This is a genomic window from Streptomyces canus 299MFChir4.1 (genome assembly GCF_000383615.1).
Lineage (GTDB): Bacteria > Actinomycetota > Actinomycetes > Streptomycetales > Streptomycetaceae > Streptomyces > Streptomyces canus_C.
The window spans coordinates 74,683-98,010 of sequence record NZ_KB911606.1 but is presented as its reverse complement, the minus strand read 5'-3'; the positions used below and the strand labels follow the sequence as shown (position 1 = coordinate 98,010).

Genomic DNA, 23,328 nt, shown 5'->3' with positions numbered 1-23,328 from the left:
TACGAGAGGGACGTCTGTTCCGAGTGGTCAGCTTCGCGGCGTCGCAGCGGCTGCTGCTGCGCAGCGAACCCACCGCCGTCGACGACACGGACACCCGCGCTACTTCGGGCATGTGGAGCTCATGCTGCTCAACACGTCCGTCGGGCGTCTGGGGCGGAGTTCGCGGTGCTGAAGGCGCGCCATGACCTCGCCGCAGACGATGCGGGCTTCACCTGGATGATCGAAGACAGCTTCGTTATCTACGACAGACCCTCTTGGCGCGAGACGGCGCGCGCGTTCGAGGACCCGTCCCCGTTCGACTTCTTACAGCCCTGGCCCCCGGACTTCCTTGTGGAGTACGGCAGCATCGGCTGACGCGGCCGCCACGCTGAGGGCGTCCCCTGCCACAGGGGGCGCCCTCAGCGCCTTGCATGTCTCTTCACTGGGGAAGGGCCGGAGGGACAGTCCTGGATTTCCTGGTCGGGTGGCCGGTACACCTCTCATGCTGGGCTGCGACGCATGAGGCCGGCACCCGCCGGGAGAGGTGGCAGACGAATACCCGCAGGATTCTCGTCGGCTGTGCGAAGACGACAACCCCGGTGCCCGGGCTCTTGGCCCCCGAGGGGCACTTCCCGGTGGCCAGCCGGTGGCCAGCCGGTGGCCAGCCGGTGGCCGGACGCCTTTGGACGGCGTAATACGAGGTAGCACAGACCAACTAGCCGCAAGTGCTCTGATCAGGCAGAACGCCACTCAGTAGCACGACCAGGCACCACGCAACACGATCGCTCACGTAATGCGTAGGGGTCGGGTTCGAATCCCGAAGGCGGCTCTGTGGAAGCCTCAGGACTCACTCGCCGTGACCTGGGGCTTTTGCTTTTGTCCGATGCGATGTAACCGCCATGTGCGGGCTGCGGGGCCATCGGCGGTCTCAGTTTTGGTCTCATTCGGGCCCTGTACAGGCATGGCCATGATGCTGCGCAAGGTCGTTTTCTAGAGACGGAGCGCAAGCCTCGTCGGTGTTATGCGGCCCCTACCCGCAGGTGCTCTAGGAGCGCCTGCACGTCGGCGGCATTCATCCCGGCAGTCAGTCAAGGATCTGTCCCATGAAGTCAAGCTTCTTCGCCAACCGCGCGGCGACCAGGGCATCAACACTTCCCTGCGCACAGGGCCGGATGGACAAGGGTGGCGGGGCGGTGAGGTCCTTGCGCAGGGCTGTCATGGGGAGGGCTTGCCTGGCCGCGGCGGTCAGAGGTGGGGGTGGGGGCTGGGAGGGGGCGGGCGGGGTCGGGCCGAGGTTGTAGGCGAGGACCGTCGCGGCAACACCGCCGGCGGTCTCGCCATCGGCTCGCTCACCTTCGCCGCGGACGTCGCCGCCGTCTCTGGCGCCCGCAGCATCGAGGTCCTGGTCCGGCCCGCGAGTTCGAGGCTCGACCCGGCCGAGGGGTGAGCTGCGGTCCGTGGAGCGTGCCATGTGCGCGAGCCCTTCCGACGAGAAGGCTGGGCGCCCGCCCCCGCTGTACCGAACGCCGCGTGGCATTGGCACTGGCACCACCCGTAAGGGCAAGGGAGTCCCCAGAGTCGCCCCGCGCCCCCGTTTACCCGTTACCGCCAATAACCGCCCGCCCGCTTTGGCGGTCCGCTGCCCTGCGTTCGCGATCGCGGCCCGGCTAACGTCCCGGTATGAGGCGACGCAAGCGCATCGGAACGAGCCGTGCCAAGTCCTTACGACGGGTGCGGGACAGGACGATCCAGCGCCGGGACGACGTCCGGCCCCACGGCTGGCGCAGACGGTTCGGGCGCCGGGCCGAACAGGCACGCCCCTGGCTCCAGTTCCTCGCCGACCTCGCCACGCTGCTCGCGCGGGTGGTGCGGTAGCCGGTCCGGTGACGCCCTCCGCCCGGTGACCCGGTGACCCCGTGACCCCGTGACCCCCGTGTCCGGACGGACAGCCGCCGTCCGGACCGTCACGATTGGGTGCAGGGGACAGGACCAGCGCGCGGAGGTGCCGTATGTCAGGAGCCGGTTCGGCGGGCGGCTACTCCGCCACGCCCCTCGCCAGGAAGCTCGGCATCAAGGCGGGGCACCGGGTACGGCTCGACGGCGCGCCCGAAGGGTGGGAGATCCCCGGTCTGCCCGACGACTGCGAGGTCGCCGTCGGCGGCTCGCCCGGCGCGGACGTGGTCCTGAGCTTCCACCGCGAGTACGCGCGGCTCGCCGCCGAGGCGGGTGAACTGGTCGCCGGCCTCGCGGACCATGCCGCACTGTGGATCGCCTGGCCGCGCAGAGCCGCCGGACATGTCAGCGACATCACCGAGAACGCCCTGCGGGAGGTCTTCCTTCCGCTCGGCGTCGTCGACGTGAAGGTCGCGGCGCTGGGGGAGGACTGGTCGGGACTGAAGTTCGTGCGGCGGAGGGAGAACCGGCGGGGGTGACACGGGGGCTGTTGGAGGGGGCCCGCGCCGTGCAGATGCCGGCCCACCCGTGTCGGGGCCGTCCTCGTACCTGAGAAGTCCTTACCGTGAACGGCTAGCATCGCGCCGGTTGATGCCCGTCGGGGCGACCGGGGCGACCGGGGCGACAGGGACGACAGGGACGAGGGGACGAGGTGAGGACATGGGCGCGCCGAGGATCGCCGTGGCCGTAGTGACGATGGGGAACCGGCCCGACGAGGTCGACGCCCTGCTGCGGTCCGTGGCCAAGCAGGACGTCGCCCCGGCCCGGATCGTGATCGTGGGCAACGGCTGCCGGCTGCCCGAGTTCGCCGAACGGCTCTCCCTGCCCGGCGAGGTCACCACCCTCGACGTCGAGGAGAACCTCGGCTGCCCCGGCGGGCGGAACGTGGCGCTCGCCCGGCTGCGGGACTTCGGCGACGTGGACGTCGTGGTGGAACTCGACGACGACGGTCTGCTCGTGGACGCCGATGTGCTGCGCCGCGTACAGGAGTTGTACGCGGCCGACGAGCGGCTCGGCATCGTCGGCTTCCGTATCGCCGACGAGAGCGGCGAGACCCAGCAGCGGCACGTGCCCCGCGTCGGCGCCTCCGACCCGATGCGCGGCGGCCAGGTCACCGGGTTCCTGGGCGGCGGGCACGCCTTCCGTATGGCCATGCTCGCCGAGACCGGGGACTGGCCCGCCGAGTTCTTCTTCGCCCACGAGGAGATCGACCTGGCCTGGCGGGCGGCCGACCGCGGCTGGCGCATCCTGTACGCGCCCGAACTGCTGCTCCAGCACCCGAGGACCTCACCCGCCCGGCACGCCATCTACTACCGGGTCAACGCCCGCAACCGCGTCTGGCTGGTTCGCCGTCGGCTGCCCCTGGCGCTGATCCCCGTGCACCTCGGCGTCTGGACGGCGCTCACCCTGCTGCGGATCCGTTCGTCGAGCGGACTGCGCGCCTGGTTCGGCGGATTCGTCGAGGGCCTGCGGGAACCGGCGGGCGAACGGCGGCCGATGCGCTGGCGAACGGTGTGGCACCTCACCCGGCTGGGACGCCCGCCCGTGATCTGAGGGCCGACGGCCCCGAGGACAGGACGAGGGTCCCGGTCGCTCACCTCCGCCGACCGGGACCCTCTCGCGTCCCACGGATCCGGCCGCGACGGCGACACTCCCCCGAGTTGCGCGTCATACGCGCGCGCCCTCGGGCCAGATCCGATGTTGTGATCACATCAGGTGGCGCCAACAAGTCGCTAACATGTGGCCAACGCATCTACGTTTCGTTGTCCGCCGGTTGGCCTGATGTCGACGGCGGTGATGGGGGACCGACGGTGTGCAACCGCGGGACGACAACGGATTCCGGCAGCGGCCGGCGTCGGACGGCTGGCGGGAAACCGCCGTGAAGAGGGCGGAATTCCGCCAGAAGTGGGCGGCGTGATGGGGCGCGGATCGCAGTCGGGGCTGCGGTTCGGACTGCTCGGGCCGCCGATTCTGTACGACGGTCACGCCGGCCATGAGGGCCATGAGGGCCAGGGTTACGAGGGCCATGACGGCGCCCGTGTACGGGTCGTCGGCAGCCGCAAGCAGCGCATCCTGCTGGCCGCGCTGCTGCTCGAAGCGGGCCGGGTCGTCTCCACCAAGTCCCTCAAGGAGGCGCTGTGGGGCAGCACTCCACCCGCCTCGGCGAAGGCCTCGCTCCACAACCACGTCTCCCGGCTGCGACGGCAGCTCGACGACCCCGAGCGGCTGCAGGCGGTGGCCCCCGGCTACCTGCTGCGCGTCGCGCCGGGCGAACTCGACGTCCAGGTCTTCGAGAGCCATGTCGCCCGGGCCCGCGGCGCGCACGCCGACGGGAACTGGACCGGGACCGTCCAGGCCTGCGCGGCGGCGCTCGCCCTGTGGCGGGGCGCTCCGCTCAGCGGGGTCCCCTCCGAACTCGCGGGATACGCCCTGGTGCAGCGCCTGGAGGAGGCCCGGCTGCTCCTCCTGGAGTGGCACTACGACGCCGAGCTCGCCCTCGTCGGCACCCGGCCGGACGCCCTCGTCCCGGAACTCTCCGCACTGGCCGCCGAACACCCGCTGCGCGAGTCCTACCACCGCCAGCTGATGCTCGCCCTGCACCGCACCGGCCGCCAGGCCGAGGCCCTCGCCGTCCACCGCGACCTGCGCACCCGCCTGGTCGAGGAACTCGGCGTGGAACCGGGCCCGGCGGTCCGCGAGGCACATGTGGAGGTGCTGCGCGGGGGCGACGGCGGCGGGCGGACCGACGCCGACCGAGGCGGCGAGACGGACCGGTCCGGGACAACCGGGCGCCCGGCTAAGGCCGTCGACTCCGGCGCGGCGAGCGGGTGGAGCCGGTCGGCCGCTCCCGGCGTGCCGCGCGCAGACGCTACGCGCGAAGATGCCCCGCAGGCCCGCACTCCGGCCCGCACTCCGGCCCTCCCGTCGGCGTCCCAGGCCCACCCTCCGTCGTCCGCTGCCGCCGACCCGTCGCCCTCAGATCCCGAGGCTCCCCTCCTCCTGCCCCGCCCCGCCCAACTCCCCCCGCCCCCTGGTCATTTCACCGGCCGCGTCACCACCCGGAACGAGCTCCGCCGTGCCCTCACCCCCGACGGCGGCCCGGCCGTCGGTGTCGTCAGCGGCATGGCCGGCGTCGGCAAGAGCGCGCTCGCACTGCACGTCGCCCATGAGCTGCGGGAACGTTTCCCTGACGGTCAGCTCTACGTCAATCTCCAGGGCGCCACCCCGGGGATGACCCCCCTCACCCCGGCCCAGGCCCTCACCGCCCTGCTCCGCGACCTCGGCGCCGATCCGCGCAGCATCCCCGAACACCCGGACGCGGCGGCCGCGTTGCTGCGCTCACTGCTCGCGCCCACCCGCACGCTCATGGTGCTGGACGACGCGGCGAGCGCCGCCCAGGTACGGCCGCTGGTGCCGGCCGGCCGCGGCTGCGCGGTGATCGTCACCAGCCGCTCCCCCCTGACCGCCCTCGACGACGCCCACCGCTTCCCGCTCTCCCCGCTCTCGGCCGAGGAGAGCGCGGAGCTGCTGCGCGCGCTCTCGGGCCGGCCCGGCCGGAACGGAAGCGGAGGGGAAGGCCCCGTAGGCGAGGGCGCCCCCGCCGACGGCAGCATCCCCGGCATCCCCGATGCCGTCACCCCCGCTGCCCCCGAGGCAGCCAGAGCCGCAACCCCCGATGCAGTCACCCCCATCGACGCCACACACCCCCTCATCGAACTCACCGGCCGCCTCCCGCTGGCCCTCCGCGTCGTGGCCGCCCGCCTGGCCGCCCGGCACGCCCTCACTCCCGATGTCCTCGCCGACCAACTGGCCGCCACCGAGGACCGGTTGCGGCACCTGGAGTACGACGACCTCTCCGTCCGCCGCTCCCTGGCCGTCGCCCACGACGCCCTCGCCGCCTCGGGGCGCCGCTCCGACCGCGACGCCGCCCTCGCCCTGTGCCGCATCGGCGCCCTCGACCTGCCCACCTACGGCGTCCCCCTGGTCGCCCGCCTCCTCGGCACCGACGCCACCGACGAGACCCGCGCCGAGGACGCGCTCGACCGCCTCGTGGACGTGGCCCTCCTGGAGGAGACGGCGTACGGCCGCTACGCCCCGCACGGCCTGGTCCGCGACTTCGCGCGGGAACTCGCGCGCACGGGGCACGCCCCCGACATCGCCCGCACCGCCCTGCGCTGGTACGCGGCCGTCGCCGAACGCGCCCTGACCGCGATCGTCGAACCCGGCCTGGACCTGGAGGACCGCCGCCGCCCGACCGCCGCGCAGCCGCCGGAGCACGCGGCCCACGTGCTGGCCATCCCGCCGTTCCCCTCCTCGCAGAAGGCCTTCGCCTGGGGCGAGTCGGAGCTGGAGAACATCGTGGCCCTGGCCGAACGGCACACGGACACCCCCGACGCGCGCACCGCGGCCCATCTCTCCACCCTGCTGCGCCTGCTCTCGCCCTTCCTCCAGCGCAGCGGCCGGGTCGCCGAGACGGAGGTCCTCGGCCGGGCCGCGCTCACGGTGGCGCGGCGGCTCGGTGACGAGGAGGCCGAGGCGTGCGCGCTGGGCGACCTGGCCGGACTGCACTTCCTCACCGGACGGCACAGCGAGGCCCTGGCCCTCAACGACCGTGCCCTCGCGATCTGGCGGCGGCTCGGCAGGGACTCCTGGACGCGCCGCTGCCTCAACAACCAGGGTCTGCTGCTCGAAGGCCTGGGCCGGTACACCGAGTCGGGCGAGGCACTGCGGCAGAGCCTCGGCTACGCACGGCAGTTGAACGACCCCTTCGGCGAGGCCGTCACCCACAGCAACCTCGGCAACCTGTACGAGCACACCGACCCGCGCGCCGCGATCGAGCAGCACCGGCGCTCGCTCGCCATCGGTGAGGAGACCGGCAGCGCGGTCGTGCGGCACTCGGCGCACTGCAACATCGGCTACGCCCATCTCACCCTCGGCGAACCGGCCGCCGCGGTGGCCCACTTCGAGGAGAGCCTGCGCATCCTCGGCAGCCCCGGCGACTGGCACGGCGAGTCGCAGACCCGCCTCGGTCTGGTCCGCGCCCTGCGCCTGATCGGCCACGGCGAACGCGCCGCCGCCGAGTGCGCCGAGCTGCTGCGCCGCGCGGACGCCCGAGCCGACCGCTACACCGGTGCCCTCGCCCGCCACCAGCACGGACTCCTGCTGAGGGAGCGGGGCAGGACCGAGGAGGCGTACGAGCAGTGGCGGGCCGCTCTCGACGCGCTGGACGGCACGGACGACAAGACGGTGCTCCAGGAGCTCATCGCGCTGCTCGACGACTCCGGTTTACGGTGATCACTTCGCGTCCGCGTAGCACTCCACCACCGCCGTCGTGAACGGGAACTGCACCGGTGTCTCGCCGAACGTCAGCCGCCCGGCCAGCGCCGACGCCTCCCGGATCGCCGCCACGACCGCCTCGGCCTCCTCCTCGGGACAGTGCACGATCACCTCGTCGTGCTGAAAGAAGACCAGTTCCGCCGCCATCCCCGCACAGGCCTGCCGCAGCGCGGCGAGCAGCAGCAGGGCCCAGTCGGCGGCGCTCCCCTGCACCACGAAGTTCCGGGCGAACCGGCCGCGGGCACGGGTGTTGGTGGAGGCGTACCCGGGCACCCAGCCGTCCTCGCCGGAAGCGGGCTGTCCGGCCGGGTCGTCCTGGGGGATGCCCGCCTCCTCCGCGTCACCCGCCCCGGCCGCCGGCGGACACGTCCGCCCCAGCCAGGTCCGCACCAGCCGGCCCTCCTCGCCCGCGCGGGCCGCGTCGTCGACGTACGCCACCGCCTTGGGGAAGCGGCGTCTGAGCGCGGCGAGGTTCTTGAGGCCGTCGCCGGAGGTCTGGCCGTAGACCGCGCCGAGCACGGCGAGCTTGGCCTGGGCGCGGTCGCCGGAGAAGGCGCGGTCGGAGACGGACTGGTAGAGGTCGGTCTCGCGCCCGGCCACCTCCATGAGCCCCGGGTCGCGGGAGATGGCCGCCAGCACCCGCGGCTCCATCTGGTCGGCGTCCGCGACGACCAGCCGCCAGCCGGGGTCGGCGATCACCGCGCGCCGGATGACCTTCGGGATCTGCAGGGCGCCGCCGCCATGGGTGACCCATCTGCCCGTGACGGTCCCGCCCGCGAGGAACTCGGGCCTGAAGCGGCCGTCCCGCACCCAGTCCTGGAGCCAGGACCAGCCGTGGGCGACCCAGATGCGGTACAGCTTCTTGTACTCGACCAGCGGTTTCACAGCCGGATGGTCGAGGGACTCGATCTCCCACCGCCGCGTCGACTTCACCTTGATGCCCGCCTGCGCGAACGCCTTGACGACATCGGCGGGCAGATCGGGCCGCACCCGGCGCCCGAAGGCCGCGGACACCTCGTCGGCCAGCTCGGCGAGACGCCGGGGCTCACCGCCACCGGCATACCGCTCGCCCAGCAGTTCGTGCAGCACCCGGCGGTGGGTCTCGGCGCTCCACGGCAGCCCGGCGCGGTTCATCTCGGCGGCCACCAGCATCCCGGCCGACTCGGCGGCGGTCAGCAGCCGCATCCGGTCGGGGTGGGCGGTGGCGTCGTGCCGCCGCTGCTGGTCGGCGTAGACCTCGACGAGGTCGGTCAGCGGCAGCCGGACGCCCTGCGGCTCGAACAGGGGTGACTGCGATCCCGGCTCGGCCGCGCGCAGGGGCGGGTCGGGGGGTACCGGCCCGCGGCGCAGACGGGCCAGGGCGGCGGCGGCCGAACGCGGCTCCCCGGCGCGCCCTTCGTGGCCGAGCAGGAGGGTCTCGGCGTCCTCGATGTCGTAGCACCGCTCCACCCGCACCCCCGCGGCGAGCAGACGCGGATAGACCTCGGCGGTGGACCGCCAGACCCACCGGGCCACCTCGGGCCGCCCCCGCACGGCCTCGGCGAGATCCCCCTCCCGCCGCACCGGCCCGACGGGCAGCCCGTCGGCGCCGAGGGCGGCCAGCTCCACGCCACCGTCCTCGGCCGGAGCGAGAGCCCAGCGGTCCGTCATGCCTGCGAGTCTGCCAGGCACCTCTGACAACGGACCTTCCGGACATCTGCCGCGGACATCTGCCGCTCCGGCGGAGTTCCCTCAGCCCTGTTCGTCCGGCTCGTCCCGCTCGCCCTGTGCCTTTTGGTATCCCGCCAGTGCCTCGGCGATGGCACCCTCCACCGGGCCCTTCTCGACGCCGAGGCCGGACAGGACCCCCGTGCCGTGCTCGAACTCCAGGAGGGCCAGCAGGATGTGTTCGGTACCGATGTAGTTGTGGCCCAGCCGGAGGGCCTCGCGGAAGGTGAGTTCGAGGACCTTTTTGGCGTCGGAGCCGTACGGGACGAGCTCGGGGACCTCCTCGGCGGCCGGCGGGAGCGTGTCGGTCGCGGCCCGGCGGACGGCGTCGAGGGTGATCCCCTGGGCGACGAGCGCCTTGGCCGCGAGGCCCTCCGGTTCCGCCAGCAGACCGAGGACGAGGTGCTCGGGACGGCCCTCGGGGTTGCGGGCGGTGATGGCCGCGTTGTGGGCCGACATCACCACGTTGCGGGCCCGTGGGGTGTACCGGCCGAAGCCCTGGTCGGCGTTCAGGTCCGCCGACTCCTTCGGCACGAACCGCTTCTGCGCCGCCTGCCGGGTGACCCCCATGCTTTTGCCGATGTCCGTCCAGGAGGCGCCCGAACGCCGGGCCTGGTCCACGAAGTGGCCGATCAGGTGGTCGGCCACCTCTCCGAGGTGATCGGCGGCGATCACCGCGTCCTGGAGCTGGTCGAGGGGCTCGACATGGACCTTCTTGATGGCCGTGATGAGGTCGTCGAGCCGTACGGATGACGTGATGTTGGGGTTCGTCGTCATGTGTCAACCTTAGGTTGACAGTCGCAGGGTGTCAACCAGAGGTTGCCTCTCCAGGTGCTTCTGCCGCTACTTCGGAGAGGCCGCCAGCCGTACCGCGAGCCCCGTGAACACCGTCCCCGAGACGATGTTCATCCACCGGTTGACGCGCGCACTGCGCCGAAGGGCGTTCCCGAGCCGACCGGCGAGCAGCCCCACACCGCCGTCCCACAGGAATCCCATGACCACGAGCGTGGTCCCGAGCAGCAGCAACTGCCCCGGTACGTGACCGAGCGACGGGTCCACGAACTGGGGCAGGAAGGCCACGTTGAAGAGGATCACCTTGGGGTTGAGCAGATTGGTGACCGCTCCCTGCCAGAAGGCCCGCCGCATGCCCGCCCCGCCGCCGGTGTCCCCGCCCTCACCGGGAACCGACCGGTCCCGGAACGCCTTCACCGCCAGATGAAGCAGATAAGCCGCTCCCACCCAGCGCAGCACGTGGTAGAGCGTCGGCAGCGTGTGGAACAGGGCCGAAAGACCGAGCGCCGCCGCGACGGTGTGCACGAGCATGGCGCAGGCCACGCCGAACGCGGCCATCACCCCGGCGGCGGGTCCGCCCCGGCCGCCCATCGCCACGATGAACATCATGTCGGGACCGGGAGTGACACAGAGCGCGAAGGCGGCGACGAGAAAGGCCGCGTAGAGAGACATGTCCACCATGCGGCCATGCTCGAAGCGGCACGCGCGCGTGGGCGACCGATTTTCGGAGAGTGAGACGATCGCCCCGTGAGCAGCAGCAAGAACAGCGGCACGAACGGCGATACGAACGGCGATACGAGCGGCGACCCGACCGGCACCGTGGAGCGCGCCTTCCGGGCCGCCCTCTACACCGACGACGACACCGCCCTGGACACCGGTGCCTCCCTCCTTGCCGCCGACCCCGCGACCGACGCCGAACTGGCCCGGCGGGGCGCCGAGTTCGTGGCGCAGGCCTGGCGGCGCGGCTGGCAGCCCGCCGACGTCGTACGGATCGTGCGGCGCGAACTGGACGACACACATGTGCGGCTCACCGCGGCCCTGATCCGCGCGCAGGCCCCCGACGACCGCCCGCGCGGCCCCCGCTGGACGGCCCAGCTCGCCCAGCTGGAGGAGTCCGACGAGAACCCCGCCCGCGCCGACCGCTTCACGCACGCCACCGCCGTACTGGAGCTGTACCGCCTGCTGCTGCGCCTGCCCGCGCTGGAGCCGCTGGAGGACCCCCGGCAGCGGCACGTAGGGCCCAGGGGTGACGCCCGCATGCTCGGCCGGATCCGTGCCCTGCTCGCGAAGGCGGAGGCGACCGGCTTCCCGGAGGAGGCGGAGGCGCTCACCGCCAAGGCGCAGGAGCTGATGGCCCGGCACAGTGTGGACGAGGCGCTGCTCGACGCCCGGGCGCCCGCGAAGGACACCCCCGGCGCCTGCCGGATCGGGGTCGAGCCGCCGTACGAGCAGGCGAAGGCGGTGCTCCTCGACGCCGTCGCCACCGCGAACCACTGCCGGGCCGTGTGGAACGAACCCTTCGCCTTCTCCACGGTCGTCGGCTTCGAGGGCGACCTGGCGGCGGTCGAACTCCTGTACACCTCGCTGCTGGTGCAGGCGCAGTCCGCGATGGCGAAGGCGGAGGCGGCCCAGCGGGCGGGCGGCCGCAAGCGCACCAAGACCTTCCGGCAGTCCTTCCTCGCGGCCTACGCCCACCGCGTCGGCGTCCGTCTGCGCACCGCCGCCGAGGCCCCGGTGACCGACGACCTGCTGCCGGTCCTCGCCTCCCGCGAGGTCGCCGTCACCGACCGTACGGAGCGGATGTTCCCGCGGACCACCACGACCCGGCTGCGCGGTGTCAGCGACGAGGCGGGCTGGACCGAGGGCGCCCGGGCGGCCGACCGTGCGCAGGTCGGCAACCGACCCCGGCTCAGTCCCCGGCCTGAGTGAAGGCGCCGACGGAGGCGGTCGGGTCACCGGCGTTGCCGCCCTTGCCCTGGACCGGCCCGTACGACCACTTGAAGCTCTTCTGGGTGTCCGCTCCCGCCAGGCCGATCGCCAGCGTCTTCACGTCGAGGCTCGCCTTGTCGCCGGCCTTGCCGCGCGTGTAGGTGAGGGTGAAGGTGGCGGCCGTGCCCTTGGCCAGGGTCACCTTCGTGGATTTCGCGTCTGCCGCGGGCGAAACGCTCGCCGACGAGTCCGCGCCGTTCAGGTCGATGCCGGCGAAGCCGTCCAGCGTGCACTCGGCGCTCTGGTTGGTGAGGGTGACGGGGATGTTGCCGGTGTCCCCGGCGGCGGGGGCCACGTTGGCGGGTCCCACCTCCACGTCCATGGCACCGATCCGGCACGTGGTGCCGTTGCTCGGGCTCGCGGCGGCGCTGTCCCCGCCGGAGCTGTCGTCGTCACCGGAACAGCCGGTCAGGAGCAGGGCGGCGGCGAGGGCGGTGACGGCGAGGGGGGCGGCGCGCATGTGAAGTCCTCTGGTGTGAGCGATCCGGTGCATGGATCATCACGCATCGCGGGACACCTCGGTTGCCCGCCCCCGCCGATGTCGTGCGCTACGACCCGAGGATGTCCTGTCGCTACGAGCCGAGGCTCGCCGTCGGCAGCCCGCTCGGCAGCCCGCCGCCCTCGGCCCGGGTGTAGGTCTCGGTGCCGATACCGCCCGACCACCGCACTTTGAGCTTGGTTTTGTCGACCGACACGACCGTTCCGTCGGCCCGGTCCGTGCTGCCGTCCGCGCACTTGAGGCGGATGCTGTCCGCGCTCGCGGTACCGCTGCACACCGTGCCGCCCGTGGCGAAGAGGCCGGCCTGGTCGCCGTTGACCAGCAGCGCCACCGCCTTGCCGCCGGTGGTGGCCAGCCAGCTGCCCGCGACCTTGCCGGACGCCGAGGACGACGTACCGCCGGAGGCGGAGGCCGGCGCCGAGGACGACGCGGACGCGCCGGAGCTGGGCGACGCGTCGTCGTCCGAGCCCCCGCCGCTGCACGCGGTCAGGACGAGCACGCCCGTCAGCCCCGCGGCCGCGAGCGCGGCCCGCCGAACCGACGTGCGCGAGAGGATCGCCGAAGTCACTGGATGCTCCAAGCTGTAGCGGTCGGCCGGACGACCGCAGCAAGCTACCAGCACCACCCGTGAGAGTTACCAGGACGACTTGCGGACACCTGGCAGATATCCCGCGTGGGCCTGCCCGCGCAGATTCACCCGGGACAGTCCGAAGGCCCGGAAGTAGCCGCGCGGCCGCCCGTCCACCTGGTCGCGGTTGCGCACACGCGTGGCGCTCGCGTCCCGCGGCTGCCGCCGCAACTCCTCCTGCGCGGCGAGCCGTTCGGGGTCCGTGGACGAGGGCCTGCGGATGATCTCCTTCAGCTCGGCCCGCCGCACGGCGTACCGCGCGACGATCTCCTGGCGCTTCTCGTTCTTCGCGATCTTGCTCTTCTTCGCCATGCCGGTTCTCCTCCCGAATCCTCAGACCCGCACACCGCGCGCGCGGATCCGCGCCACGGCCGCCTCGACGCCGATCGTGTCGACGGTCCTGATGCCCTTGGTGCTCAGCCGCAGCCGCACGTACCGGCCCTCGCTCGGCAGCCAGTAGCGCTTGGACTGGATGTTGGGGTCGAAGCGGCGCGAGGTGCGTCGGTGGGAGTGGGAGACGCGGTTGCCGAAGCCCGGCCGGGCGCCGGTCAGCATGCAGTGGGCGGACACGGGGTGACGCACCTCTCTCGAAGCAGTTGTGTAAATGGAATTCATTTTCAGTAAGATAGCAGCATGGCACGCAACGAACTCCGCCCGGTCGTCAGGCTCCGGTCCACCGCCGGGACCGGCTTCACCTATGTGACCCGCAAGAACCGCCGCAACGACCCGGACCGCATGACCCTGCGCAAGTACGACCCGGTCGCCGGCCGCCACGTCGACTTCCGAGAGGAGCGCTGACCATGCGCGAGGCAATCCACCCGGCCTACGGCCCGGTCGTCTTCCGCGACCGCGCCGCCGATCACGCCTTCCTCACCCGCTCGACCATGACGAGCGAGAAGACGATCGAGTGGGAGGACGGCCGCACCTACCCGGTCGTCGACGTCGAGATCTCCGACGTCAGCCACCCCTTCTACACCGGCACGGCCCGTGTCCTGGACACCGCCGGCCGCGTGGAGCGCTTCGAGCGCCGGTACGGAAAGAAGGGCTGATGCTCTCCGTCGTGATCGTCGGCGGGCTGCACGCCGACGCGCGCAAGGCGGCCGTCGGCCGGCTGCTCGCCGACGTGCCGGGCGGCGTCGTCCTCCACCACGACCTGGCGACGGCCGCGGCCGGCACCGTCGTACGGACGATCCGCGACGCCACCGGCATCCTGTCCGCCGGTGAGGCGCCGCTGGTCAACGACTGCGCGTGCTGCGCGCTCCGGGAGGACCTGGTCCCGGAACTGCGCCGCCTGGACGCGGCCGGGACGCTGCGCCTCGCGGTCGTCGAGCTGTGGGACTCCGTGGAGCCCAAGGCGATGGCCGAGGTGGTCGCGGCCGCCGGCCTCACGGTCACCGGCGTGATCACCGCGGTCGACCCGGCGCTCGTGCTGCCGTATCTCGGCAACGGCGACGACCTCGCCGACCGCGGTCTCGCCGCCGCGGCCACGGACCAGCGCACGGTCGCCGACACCTTCGCCCGCCAGCTGGAGTACGCCCCCGTCCTCGCCGTCCTCGACTCCCCGGAGGCCGACGAGGAGGACCACGAACTCCTCGCCCAGCTCCACCCGACGGCCCGCCGGGTCCCGATCCGTGACGGCGAACCGGCCGACGAGGCGGGCGGTCGCGGTCCGGTACGGCACTCCGCGCACTCGCCCCTGGCCCGCGCCGCCCTCTCCGGCTTCGACGTGGAGTCCGCGGCGGCCGCCCAGCACCCCGCCTGCGCCCTGCTGCCCGCCGAGGCCGACGCGCACGGAGTCGCCACGCTCGTGTGGCACCGCCGTCGGCCCTTCCACCCGGAGCGGCTGTACGAGGCCCTGGAGGACCTCACCTGCGCGGCCGCCCGCAGCCGGGGCCGGTTCTGGCTCGCCGACAAGCCGGACGTGCTGCTGCACTGGGACGCGGCCGGCGGCGCCCTGTGCGTGGAGAGCGCGGGTCCGTGGCTGGCCTCGCTCCCGGACGCGGCCTGGGACATGGTCCCGCCGGTGCGCCGGGCCGCCGCCGCGACGGACTGGCACCCCGAGCACGGCGACTGCTGCCAGCACCTCGTCTTCACCTCGCCCGGGCTCGACCGCGACGGACTCGAACGGCTCCTGGAGTCCTGCCTGCTGACCGACGCCGAGTACGCGGCGGGGCGCGCCGCCTGGAAACAGCTCCCGCCCGCCTTCGACAGCCTCCTGGAGGTCTGATGCCTCGCAAGCCCGAGCGCAAGTCCGTCAAGAACCGGCCCAATCCGCTGGACGCGGCCGGGATCACCTACGTCGACTACAAGGACACGGACCTGCTGCGGACGTTCGTCTCCGACCGCGGCAAGATCCGCAGCCGCCGCGTGACCCGCGTCTCGGCCCAGCAGCAGCGGCAGCTGGCCCGCGCCATCAAGAACGCCCGTGAGATGGCGCTGCTGCCCTACTCCAGCAGGTGAGGCCCTATAGGTAGGAGATTCCCTACGGTTGACGCGTAGGGAATCTCCTACCTATTCTTCGGGGCATGACCATCACCCACGCCTCCTTCGTCACCCTCCCCGTCTCCGACCAGGACCGCGCCCTGCGCTTCTACACCGACGTCCTCGGCCTGACCGTCACCGCCGACCGGGACCTGCCCCGGGGGCGCTGGCTCCAGGTGGCCCCCGAGGGTGCGCAGACCGTGTTCACGCTGTCCGGTCCGGGGATGGGTGGCTTCGAGCCCGGCTCGGCCCGGGGGATCATGTTGGTCACGACCGATGTCGACGCGGACTGTGCGCGGCTCGCGGAGGCCGGGACCCCCGTACAAGGACCCGATGAGCTCCCGTGGGGCCGCATGGCCTCCTTCACGGACCCCGACGGCAACGGTCTGATGCTGCTGACGGAGGCACACCAGTAGGAAGGCCGGCATGACCGCACCAGGAGCCGTCGGGGCAGGGACCACCGGTACCGCCGGGGCTACCGGGGCCGCCGAGGTCGCCGGGACCGCTAGGGCCGCCGAGACCACCGAGGCCGCCGGGACAGCCGGGACCACCGAGGCCGCCAGGGCCGCCAGGGCCGCCAGGGCCGCCGGGACAGCCGGGGCTACCGGGGCCGCCGGGGCCACCAGGACCCCCGGGACCGCCGAGGCCGACGCGGACCGCGTCTTCGCCGCGCTCGCCAGCGCCGTACGCCGCGAGCTGCTGCGGCTGCTGCGCGACGGCGGGCCGCAGCCCGTCCAGGTCCTGGCCGACCACTTCGACATGCGGCGCCCGAGCCTGTCCGAGCACCTGAGGGTGCTGCGCGAGGCCGGTCTCGTCTCCGAGCAGCGCTCCGGCCGGCAGCGCATCTACCGGCTGGAGGCGGCCCCGCTCGCCGAGGTGCAGGACTGGCTCCATCCGTACGAGCGGTTCTGGCGCGGCCGGCTGAAGGAGCTCGGGGCGCTGCTCGACCGCATGCCCGACGATGACGTGACATGAGCAACGCACCCGACGACGACCTCACGGTCATCCGCGTCGACCAGTTCTTCCCGCACCCGCCCGCCAAGGTCTGGCGCGCCCTTACCGAGCCCGCGCTGCTCGTGCAGTGGCAGATGCAGGGGGTCGAGGCGTTCCGGCTGGAGGTCGGACACCGGTACACCATGACCTCCGTCCCGCGGCCCAACACGAACTTCTCGGGCACGGTCGAGGTGGAGGTGCTCGCCTACGAGCCCGAGCGGATGCTGAGCCTCCGGTGGACCGATGCCGATCCGGCCAACCCGGTTGACTGGACTGTCACATGGAAGGTGGAACAGGAAGGGCGCGGTACGCGTCTCTTCCTAGTGCACGAGGGATTCGATCCCGACGACCCCGCTCAGCTGATGGCCCGGACGATCATGGACGGGGGCTGGCGGACGCATGTGATGCGGGCGCTGGGGCACACGATGGAACGTATCTAGTGCCCCACACGTCACATCTGTAACCACGGTAACACCCCTCGTGCACGTGCATCTGCTCATGCATCTGCACGTGAACAGAGCTATGATCCGGACCAGTTGATTACTGCATCACTGGCCACAAGGCCACCGCACCACCGGGGAGCGACCTGTGGACCTCGACGTGTACAACGGCATGACGGCCACGGAGCTGCGCGGGGTGGCCTGGCAGAAGAGCAGGCACAGCAACTCGCAGGGTTCCTGTGTGGAGTTCGCGCGCCTGCCGGACGGGGGAGTTGCGGTTCGCAACTCCCGCTTCCCGGACGGCCCCGCGCTCGTCTACACGCGCGCTGAGATCGAGGCGATGCTGCTCGGCATCAAGGACGGCGAGTTCGACCATCTGATAGCGGGTTGATCCACCTCATCCGTGGGTGACCCGCGGTAACCGTGTTCACGCATCGAGTAACGCGCGTAGAACCCGGACATCGGAAAACACCGCGGTGCTTCACTCGGTGGAGGCGGTGGCCGGGCCCGCGTGCGGCTGGAGCCGGAACAGCGCCCAGACCACCTTGCCGCCCAGTGTCCCCGCCATCGGGTGCCAGCCCCAGCTGTCGCTGAAGGAGTCGACGAGGAACAGCCCGCGCCCCGACTCCGCCGAGAAGTCGTCGGAGTCGCGTGCGACCGGACTGTCCTGACTGGGGTCGCGCACCGCGCACACCAGCCGCTCGGTCCATCGCATCAAGTGCAGCCGTACGGGCGGGTTGTGGTCCCCGTGGTGTACGCCGTGCGCCGGCATCGCGTGCCGCAGCGCGTTGGTGACCAGCTCGGAGACCACGAGGCAGATGTCGTCGAAGTGGTCGCCCAGTTCCCACTGGTCGAGCGTTCTGCGGGTGAACCGCCGCGCGTCGCCCACCGCTTCGTAGCGGGCGGGCAGGGAACAGGAGGTGGCGTCGGACACGGCCGCGGGATCCAGCGGCGGAAGGCCCTGCCTTAACGGCTCGAGCATGGTCGATCCATTCATCCCCATGCGAGGCACTCCCGGGAACTCGCGGTCGTTGCGATGCAGCGGTTGCGCGGGACCATGGTTTCGGATGAGCGATGCAGATGCAAGGTGCAGATGCACGTGCACGTGACCGAATTGGCCATACCCGTACCGCTTGTTGGCCATTTTTTCCGCCATCTTCTCCACTGTTTCTTGCCTCTTCCTCCCTACTGCCTGTCTCTGTCCTGTGCAGAATCTTCGGCTTCTTTCCATATCTGTAATCGGACGAGTACTGCTCGGAGTGTTTTAGTGGCAGACTTCGGCCCCTGAAGACGTTGGGGAGGCTGGCGAACGTGAGCGCGGGAGAGCCCGGATCGGTGGTGCGGCGGATGCTGCTCGGCTCGCAACTCAGGCGACTGCGTGAGGCACGGGGCATCACGCGCGAGGCGGCGGGCTACTCGATCCGCGCGTCCGAGTCGAAGATCAGCCGGATGGAGTTGGGCCGGGTGAGCTTCAAGACGCGTGACGTGGAAGACCTGTTGACGCTGTACGGCATCACGGACGGGCAGGAGCGGGCCTCGCTCCTCTCCCTCGCCCGCGAGGCCAACGTCGCCGGGTGGTGGCACAGTTACTCCGACGTCCTGCCGAGCTGGTTCCCCACCTATGTGGGCCTGGAGGGCGCGGCCTCCCTCATCCGCGTGTACGAGGTCCAGTTCATCCACGGCCTGTTGCAGACCGAGGCGTATGCACGTGCAGTGGTGCGGCGCGGCATGAAGGGCGCGAGCGCGGCGGACGTGGAGAAGCGCGTGGCACTGCGTCTGGAGCGGCAGAAGTACCTGGCCGACGACGGTGGTCCCGAGTTCCACGTGGTGCTCGACGAGGCGTCCCTGCGCCGCCCGTACGGCGACCGCCAGGTGATGCGGGGACAGCTCCAGCACCTCATCGACGTCTCCGAACGCCCCAACGTACGGCTCCAGGTCATGCCCTTCGGCTTCGGCGGGCACTCCGGTGAGAGCGGCGCCTTCACGATCCTCAGCTTCACCGAGTCCGACCTGACGGACGTCGTCTACCTGGAGCAGCTCACCAGCGCGCTCTATCTGGACAAGCGCGAGGACGTCACGCAGTACGAGAAGGCCATGAAGGAGCTTCAGCAGGACAGCCCGGGTCCGGACGAGAGCCGGGATCTGCTGCGCGGTCTCCTCCAGCTCTCCTGACGTCCCGAGGGTTCTCCCCAGGAGATTGCTCAGCGTGCCCAACTGGCGTGCCGCGCAAGTACGATGACATGTGATCAGACCGTGACGTTGATCGTGTGTCTGCTAGTGATTTGGGGATCACATGTCGTCGTACTTCACCGACCTGGCCCAGCAGTACATCGACGGTGAGTGGCGCCCGGGCACCGGCTCCTGGGACATCATCGACTTCAACCCGTACGACGACGAGAAGCTGGCGTCGATCACGATAGCCACGGTCGACGAGATCGACGAGGCGTACCGGGCCGCCGCCCGCGCGCAGAAGAAGTGGGCCGGGACCAACCCCTACGCCCGCCGCGCGGTGTTCGAGAAGGCGCTCAGGCTGATCGAGGAGCGCGAGGGGGACATCGCCGAGGCGATCGTCGCGGAGCTCGGCGGCACCCGCCTGAAGGCCGGCTTCGAACTCCACCTGGCCAAGGAGTTCCTGCGCGAGGCGGTCAACCTGGCGCTGCGCCCCGAGGGCAGGATCATTCCCTCGCCGGCGGACGGCAAGGAGAACCGCGTCTACCGCGTCCCGGTCGGTGTGGTGGGCGTGATCAGCCCCTTCAACTTCCCCTTCCTGCTGTCGATCAAGTCGGTCGCCCCCGCGCTCGCGCTCGGCAACGCCGTCGTTCTCAAGCCGCACCAGAACACGCCGATCGTCGGTGGCTCCCTGGTCGCGAAGATCTTCGAGGACGCGGGGCTGCCCGCCGGTCTGCTCAACGTCGTCATCACCGACATCGCCGAGATCGGCGACGCCTTCCTGGAGCACCCGGTCCCGAAGGTCATCTCCTTCACCGGCTCCGACAAGGTCGGCCGCCATGTGGCCACGGTCTGCGCCCGGCATTTCAAGCGCTCGGTCCTCGAACTGGGCGGCAACAGCGCCCTTGTGGTCCTTGAGGACGCCGACATCGACTACGCGGTCGACGCCGCCGTCTTCAGCCGGTACGTCCACCAGGGCCAGGTCTGCATGGCCGCCAACCGCGTCCTGGTCGACCGTACGGTCGCCGAGGAGTTCACCGAGAAGTTCGTCGCCAAGGTGCGGACCTTGAAGACCGGCGACCCGCGCGACCCCGAGACGGTCATCGGTCCGATCATCAACTCCTCGCAGGCGGAGGCTGTTGCGGGCGCCGTCGAGCAGGCGATCGCCGACGGCGCGACCGCGCTGATCCACGGCATCAGGAGGGACAACCTGGTCGAGCCCTCCGTCCTCACGGACCTGCCCGCGAACTCGCCCCTGCTCAAGCAGGAGATCTTCGGCCCGGTCGCCCTCCTCGTCACCTTCGACGGCGAGGAGGAGGCCGTCCGCCTGGTCAACGACACCCCGTACGGCCTCAGCGGCGCCGTCCACACCGCGAACATCGAGCGCGGGGTCGCCTTCGCCAAGCAGATCGACACCGGCATGTTCCACGTCAACGACGGCACCGTCCACGACGAGCCGATCGTCCCCTTCGGCGGCGAGAAGCACTCCGGCATCGGCCGCCTGAACGGCGACACCATGCTGGACTCCTTCACCACCACCAAGTGGATCTCGGTCCAGCACGGCCGGAGCGGCTTCCCGTTCTGACATCCGGCGTACGACCGCCGCCGCGGGCCTTTGAGGACAGAACCTGTCCTGAAGGGCCCGTAGCTTCGTCGGTGTCGGGGGAAAGCCCCCGAGTTCCGGCGAAAGGCGGCGGTCATGGTCACTCACGTTCCCGCGGAGGAGTACGGCGACGAGCGCGGCGCGCTCCTGTCCTTCCTGGAGGAGCAGCGCGGTGGCATCCGGCGCGCGCTGCTCGGGCTGACGGACGAGCAGGCGGCCGCCAAGCCCAGCGCGAGCGAACTCTCCCTGAGTGGGCTGCTCAAGCATGTCGCCGAGACCGAGCAGGGCTGGATCGCCCGCGCCAGGGGCGAGGAGCCGGCCGTGCACCGGGAGCCGTCGAACTGGCACGAGTGTTTCGCCCTGGTCGGCGACGAGAGCGTCGAGTCGCAGCTGGCGTACTGGGAGAAGGTCGCCGCCGAGACGGAGGCGTTCGCCCGCTCGGTGCCCAGCCTCGACGGCAGCTTCCCGCTCCCGGACCAGCCCTGGTTCCCGCCCGGAGGCCGGGTCTCGGTGCGCTGGGTGCTGCTGCACCTGATCCGTGAGACGGCCCGGCACGCCGGCCACGCCGACATCATCCGCGAGTCCCTGGACGGGAAGACGGCGTTCGAGCTGGTGGCCCTCGCCGCGAAGTGAGGAAGCCATAACCTGGACCGCATGTCAACGATCCGTCTCCTCGTGCTCGGCGCGGTGCGCCAGCACGGGCGGGCCCACGGCTACCAGGTGCGCGGCGACCTGGAGTACTGGGGCGCGCACGAGTGGTCCCACGCCAAGCCCGGCTCGATCTACCACGCCCTGAAGCAGATGGCGAGGCAGGGGCTGCTGCACGCGCACGAGGTCGCCCCCTCCACGGCCGGCGGCCCGCCGCGCACCGAGTACGAGATCACGGACGTGGGCACTGAGGAGTACCTGCGGCTGGTGCGGGAGGCGCTGACCTCCTACGACCAGAAGACGGACATGAAGTCGGCGGCGATCGGCTTCATGGTCGACCTGCCGCGCGCGGAGGCGGTGTCGCTGCTCAAGGAGCGCATCCGGGGCATCGAGGAGTGGCGCTCCGCGGTCACCGAGCACTACGTCCCCGACGACGGTCCGCGGCAGCTCGGGCACATCGGCGAGATCATGAACCTCTGGATCCACACGGCCGACGCCGAGGCCGAGTGGACCCAGGGGCTCATCGCCCGGATCGAGGACGGCGCGTACACCTTCGCGGGGGAGGGCGAGCCGTTCGTCGGCGTCCTCGCCGAGGGAGAGGAGAACCCGTACGCGACGGGGGAGCGGCATCCCGGGGACGCCGACTGATCAAGTTTGACTCGGCGGCCGGTCCGGCCCTAGTGATGGAACCCGGTCGCCGCGCCCCTGTTGCTCGTGAACGGGTGCGACTGCCCGCGCAGTTCGGGCAGCAACTGCTCCAGGTCCTCCACGAACAGGTCGGCCAGGTCGGTCGAGAAGCCGTTGCGGCACACCACCCGCAGCACCGACAGGTCCTCGCGGTTCGGCGGGAAGGTGTACGCCGGAACCAGCCAGCCCCGCTCGCGCAGCCGCCGGGAGACGTCGAAGACGTCGTACGCCTCGATGCCCGGGGCCGTGGTGAACGCGAAAACGGGGAGTTCGTCGCCGCGGGTCAGCAGCCGGAAGTCGCCGAGCGCCTCCACGCGTTCGGCGACGCCGCGGGCCACGTCACGCGTGGACTGCTGCACGGCCCGGTAGCCCTCGCGGCCCAGCCGGAGGAAGGTGTAGTACTGCGCGACCACCTGCGCGCCGGGGCGGGAGAAGTTCAGCGCGAAGGTGGGCATGTCGCCGCCCAGGTAGTTCACGCGGAACACGAGCTCCTCGGGCAGGGCCTCCTTGTCCCGCCACAGCGCCCAGCCGACACCGGGGTAGACGAGACCGTACTTGTGCCCGGAGGTGTTGATCGAGGCCACCCTGGGCAGCCGGAAGTCCCACACCAGGTCCTCGTCGAGGAAGGGCGCGACCATGGCGCCGGACGCCCCGTCCACGTGCACGGGGATGTCCAGACCGGTGCGCTCGTGGAGGGCGTCGAGGGCCGCGCACAGCTCGGCGATCGGCTCGTAGGAGCCGTCGAAGGTGGAGCCGAGGATGCCCACGACCCCGATGGTGTTCTCGTCGCACAGCTCGGCGGCGGCCTGCGGGTCGAGGTGGAAGCGGTCGCCCTCCATGGGCACCAGACGGGCCTCCACCTCCCAGAAGTTGCAGAACTTCTCCCAGCACACCTGGACGTTGACCCCCATGACCAGGTTGGGCCGCGCCCCCGGGTACCGGTCGGCGTTGCGCTGGGCCCACCGCCGCTTCAGCGCCATGCCCGCGAGCATGCACGCCTCGCTGGATCCGGTCGTCGAACAGCCCACCGCCGCCGAGGGGTCCGGCGCGTTCCACAGGTCGGCGAGCATCGCCACGCAGCGCCGCTCCAGCTCGGCGGTGCGCGGGTACTCGTCCTTGTCGATCATGTTCTTGTCCCGGCACTCACTCATCAGGACCCCGGCCTGCGGTTCCATCCAGGTCGTGACGAAGGTGGCGAGATTCAGCCGGGAGTTGCCGTCGAGCATCAGCTCGTCGTGGACCACCTGGTAGGCGGTCGAGGGCGGCAGGGGAGTGGTGGGAAGCCGGTGCTTGGGCGGGGCCTCGGTCATTCCGCCGACCGGATCGGCCTCGCCGTAGAAGGGATTGACGGACAGCGGGCGCTCGTCGTGCTTCTCGGGACCTTTGTGCAGTGCCATGGGCGGGCCTCCTGAAGGGATCAACG

Annotated in this window: 27 protein-coding genes and 1 pseudogene; 18 read left to right on the top strand and 10 right to left on the bottom strand. The window is 71.4% G+C overall.

All coding sequences use genetic code 11. The features are described from left to right. Positions 1–165 precede the first annotated feature (165 nt). On the top strand, positions 166–354 hold the full coding sequence (locus tag H293_RS60555; RefSeq protein WP_020122610.1) for a hypothetical protein: 189 nt from the start codon (positions 166–168) through the stop codon (positions 352–354). Between the two features lie 709 nt (positions 355–1,063). Here the strand turns inward: H293_RS60555 and H293_RS58620 are convergent. Next, positions 1,064–1,450 (bottom strand): hypothetical protein, encoded by a 387-nt coding sequence (locus H293_RS58620; RefSeq protein WP_158694482.1) that lies wholly within the window; start codon positions 1,448–1,450, stop codon positions 1,064–1,066. 209 nt (positions 1,451–1,659) lie between these two features. On the opposite strand from H293_RS58620, the gene H293_RS58615 reads away from it, so the two are divergent. The 4 genes from H293_RS58615 (at position 1,660) to H293_RS0135680 (ending at position 7,227) form a co-directional block, all read left to right on the top strand. Then, positions 1,660–1,854, top strand: a complete 195-nt coding sequence (locus tag H293_RS58615) for a hypothetical protein (RefSeq protein ID WP_158694481.1) — start codon at positions 1,660–1,662, stop codon at positions 1,852–1,854. Between the two features lie 134 nt (positions 1,855–1,988). Then, positions 1,989–2,411, top strand: a complete 423-nt coding sequence (locus tag H293_RS0135690) for a hypothetical protein (RefSeq protein ID WP_020122607.1) — start codon at positions 1,989–1,991, stop codon at positions 2,409–2,411. 181 nt (positions 2,412–2,592) lie between these two features. After that, positions 2,593–3,486: a glycosyltransferase family 2 protein gene (locus tag H293_RS0135685; RefSeq protein WP_020122606.1), complete on the top strand. Its 894-nt coding sequence runs from the start codon at positions 2,593–2,595 to the stop codon at positions 3,484–3,486. 363 nt (positions 3,487–3,849) lie between these two features. Then, complete coding sequence (locus tag H293_RS0135680) at positions 3,850–7,227, top strand: AfsR/SARP family transcriptional regulator (RefSeq protein WP_028808487.1); 3,378 nt, start codon at positions 3,850–3,852, stop codon at positions 7,225–7,227. Here H293_RS0135680 and H293_RS0135675 read toward each other — a convergent pair whose 3' ends face one another. The 3 genes from H293_RS0135675 to H293_RS0135665 form a co-directional block, all read right to left on the bottom strand. Further along, the gene (locus tag H293_RS0135675; protein ID WP_020122603.1) at positions 7,228–8,919 is read right to left on the bottom strand and encodes a bifunctional 3'-5' exonuclease/DNA polymerase; all 1,692 of its coding nucleotides are present in this window, start codon (positions 8,917–8,919) and stop codon (positions 7,228–7,230) included. An 81-nt stretch (positions 8,920–9,000) separates the two neighbouring features. Next, positions 9,001–9,753: a Clp protease N-terminal domain-containing protein gene (locus tag H293_RS0135670; RefSeq protein ID WP_020122602.1), complete on the bottom strand. Its 753-nt coding sequence runs from the start codon at positions 9,751–9,753 to the stop codon at positions 9,001–9,003. A 66-nt stretch (positions 9,754–9,819) separates the two neighbouring features. After that, the gene (locus H293_RS0135665; protein ID WP_020122601.1) at positions 9,820–10,449 is read right to left on the bottom strand and encodes a LysE family translocator; all 630 of its coding nucleotides are present in this window, start codon (positions 10,447–10,449) and stop codon (positions 9,820–9,822) included. Between the two features lie 66 nt (positions 10,450–10,515). Between H293_RS0135665 and H293_RS0135660 the strand changes: the two genes are divergently transcribed. Continuing rightward, complete coding sequence (locus H293_RS0135660; protein ID WP_020122600.1) at positions 10,516–11,697, top strand: DUF2786 domain-containing protein; 1,182 nt, start codon at positions 10,516–10,518, stop codon at positions 11,695–11,697. Here H293_RS0135660 and H293_RS0135655 read toward each other — a convergent pair. The 4 genes from H293_RS0135655 to rpmB form a co-directional block, all read right to left on the bottom strand. Beyond that, on the bottom strand, positions 11,678–12,217 hold the full coding sequence (locus tag H293_RS0135655) for a DUF4232 domain-containing protein (RefSeq protein WP_020122599.1): 540 nt from the start codon (positions 12,215–12,217) through the stop codon (positions 11,678–11,680). The genes H293_RS0135660 and H293_RS0135655 overlap by 20 nt on opposite strands. Positions 12,218–12,329: 112 nt before the next feature. After that, the gene (locus tag H293_RS0135650) at positions 12,330–12,824 is read right to left on the bottom strand and encodes a hypothetical protein (protein ID WP_020122598.1); all 495 of its coding nucleotides are present in this window, start codon (positions 12,822–12,824) and stop codon (positions 12,330–12,332) included. 66 nt (positions 12,825–12,890) lie between these two features. Further along, positions 12,891–13,196, bottom strand: a complete 306-nt coding sequence (gene rpsN / locus H293_RS0135645; protein ID WP_020122597.1) for a 30S ribosomal protein S14 — start codon at positions 13,194–13,196, stop codon at positions 12,891–12,893. Between the two features lie 21 nt (positions 13,197–13,217). Further along, entirely contained in the window at positions 13,218–13,454 is a 237-nt protein-coding gene (rpmB, locus tag H293_RS0135640; protein WP_020122596.1) for a 50S ribosomal protein L28, read from the bottom strand. Positions 13,455–13,517: 63 nt separating this feature from the next. On the opposite strand from rpmB, the gene rpmG reads away from it, so the two are divergent. From rpmG to H293_RS0135600, 8 genes and pseudogenes are all read left to right on the top strand, one after another. Next, on the top strand, positions 13,518–13,682 hold the full coding sequence (gene rpmG, locus H293_RS0135635) for a 50S ribosomal protein L33 (RefSeq protein WP_007383717.1): 165 nt from the start codon (positions 13,518–13,520) through the stop codon (positions 13,680–13,682). A 2-nt stretch (positions 13,683–13,684) separates the two neighbouring features. Beyond that, on the top strand, positions 13,685–13,933 hold the full coding sequence (locus H293_RS0135630) for a type B 50S ribosomal protein L31 (RefSeq protein WP_020122595.1): 249 nt from the start codon (positions 13,685–13,687) through the stop codon (positions 13,931–13,933). After that, positions 13,933–15,111: a CobW family GTP-binding protein gene (locus H293_RS0135625; protein ID WP_020122594.1), complete on the top strand. Its 1,179-nt coding sequence runs from the start codon at positions 13,933–13,935 to the stop codon at positions 15,109–15,111. The genes H293_RS0135630 and H293_RS0135625 overlap by 1 nt, the downstream gene beginning before the upstream one ends. Beyond that, the gene (rpsR, locus tag H293_RS0135620) at positions 15,111–15,344 is read left to right on the top strand and encodes a 30S ribosomal protein S18 (protein WP_020122593.1); all 234 of its coding nucleotides are present in this window, start codon (positions 15,111–15,113) and stop codon (positions 15,342–15,344) included. Before H293_RS0135625 ends, rpsR begins: the two co-directional genes overlap by 1 nt. Before the next feature lie 65 nt (positions 15,345–15,409). Continuing rightward, positions 15,410–15,781 (top strand): VOC family protein, encoded by a 372-nt coding sequence (locus H293_RS0135615; protein WP_020122592.1) that lies wholly within the window; start codon positions 15,410–15,412, stop codon positions 15,779–15,781. A 217-nt stretch (positions 15,782–15,998) separates the two neighbouring features. Further along, positions 15,999–16,340: pseudogene (locus tag H293_RS50615) on the top strand (ArsR/SmtB family transcription factor); the annotation flags it as partial. Next, positions 16,337–16,798 carry an SRPBCC family protein gene (locus H293_RS0135605; protein ID WP_020122590.1) on the top strand — a complete coding sequence of 154 codons (462 nt, stop codon included), beginning with the start codon at positions 16,337–16,339 and terminating at the stop codon, positions 16,796–16,798. The pseudogene H293_RS50615 and the gene H293_RS0135605, both read left to right, overlap by 4 nt. Before the next feature lie 172 nt (positions 16,799–16,970). After that, positions 16,971–17,189, top strand: coding sequence for a DUF397 domain-containing protein (locus H293_RS0135600; RefSeq protein WP_063746956.1), 219 nt, complete (start codon positions 16,971–16,973; stop codon positions 17,187–17,189). Positions 17,190–17,279: 90 nt separating this feature from the next. Here H293_RS0135600 and H293_RS0135595 read toward each other — a convergent pair whose 3' ends face one another. After that, a complete protein-coding gene (locus H293_RS0135595) occupies positions 17,280–17,780 on the bottom strand; it encodes an ATP-binding protein (RefSeq protein WP_033416024.1) in 501 nt (166 codons plus the stop codon). Between the two features lie 365 nt (positions 17,781–18,145). Between H293_RS0135595 and H293_RS0135590 the strand changes: the two genes are divergently transcribed. The 4 genes from H293_RS0135590 (at position 18,146) to H293_RS0135575 (ending at position 21,866) form a co-directional block, all read left to right on the top strand. Next, a complete protein-coding gene (locus H293_RS0135590; protein ID WP_051138205.1) occupies positions 18,146–18,970 on the top strand; it encodes a helix-turn-helix domain-containing protein in 825 nt (274 codons plus the stop codon). 121 nt (positions 18,971–19,091) lie between these two features. Next, on the top strand, positions 19,092–20,552 hold the full coding sequence (locus H293_RS0135585; RefSeq protein WP_020122586.1) for an aldehyde dehydrogenase family protein: 1,461 nt from the start codon (positions 19,092–19,094) through the stop codon (positions 20,550–20,552). A gap of 114 nt (positions 20,553–20,666) precedes the next feature. Next, complete coding sequence (locus H293_RS0135580) at positions 20,667–21,203, top strand: DinB family protein (protein WP_020122585.1); 537 nt, start codon at positions 20,667–20,669, stop codon at positions 21,201–21,203. 21 nt (positions 21,204–21,224) lie between these two features. Beyond that, a complete protein-coding gene (locus H293_RS0135575; protein ID WP_020122584.1) occupies positions 21,225–21,866 on the top strand; it encodes a PadR family transcriptional regulator in 642 nt (213 codons plus the stop codon). Positions 21,867–21,895: 29 nt separating this feature from the next. On the opposite strand, the gene H293_RS0135570 is transcribed toward H293_RS0135575, so the two are convergent. Further along, a complete protein-coding gene (locus H293_RS0135570) occupies positions 21,896–23,302 on the bottom strand; it encodes a glutamate decarboxylase (RefSeq protein WP_020122583.1) in 1,407 nt (468 codons plus the stop codon). Between the last annotated feature and the right edge of the window lie 26 nt (positions 23,303–23,328).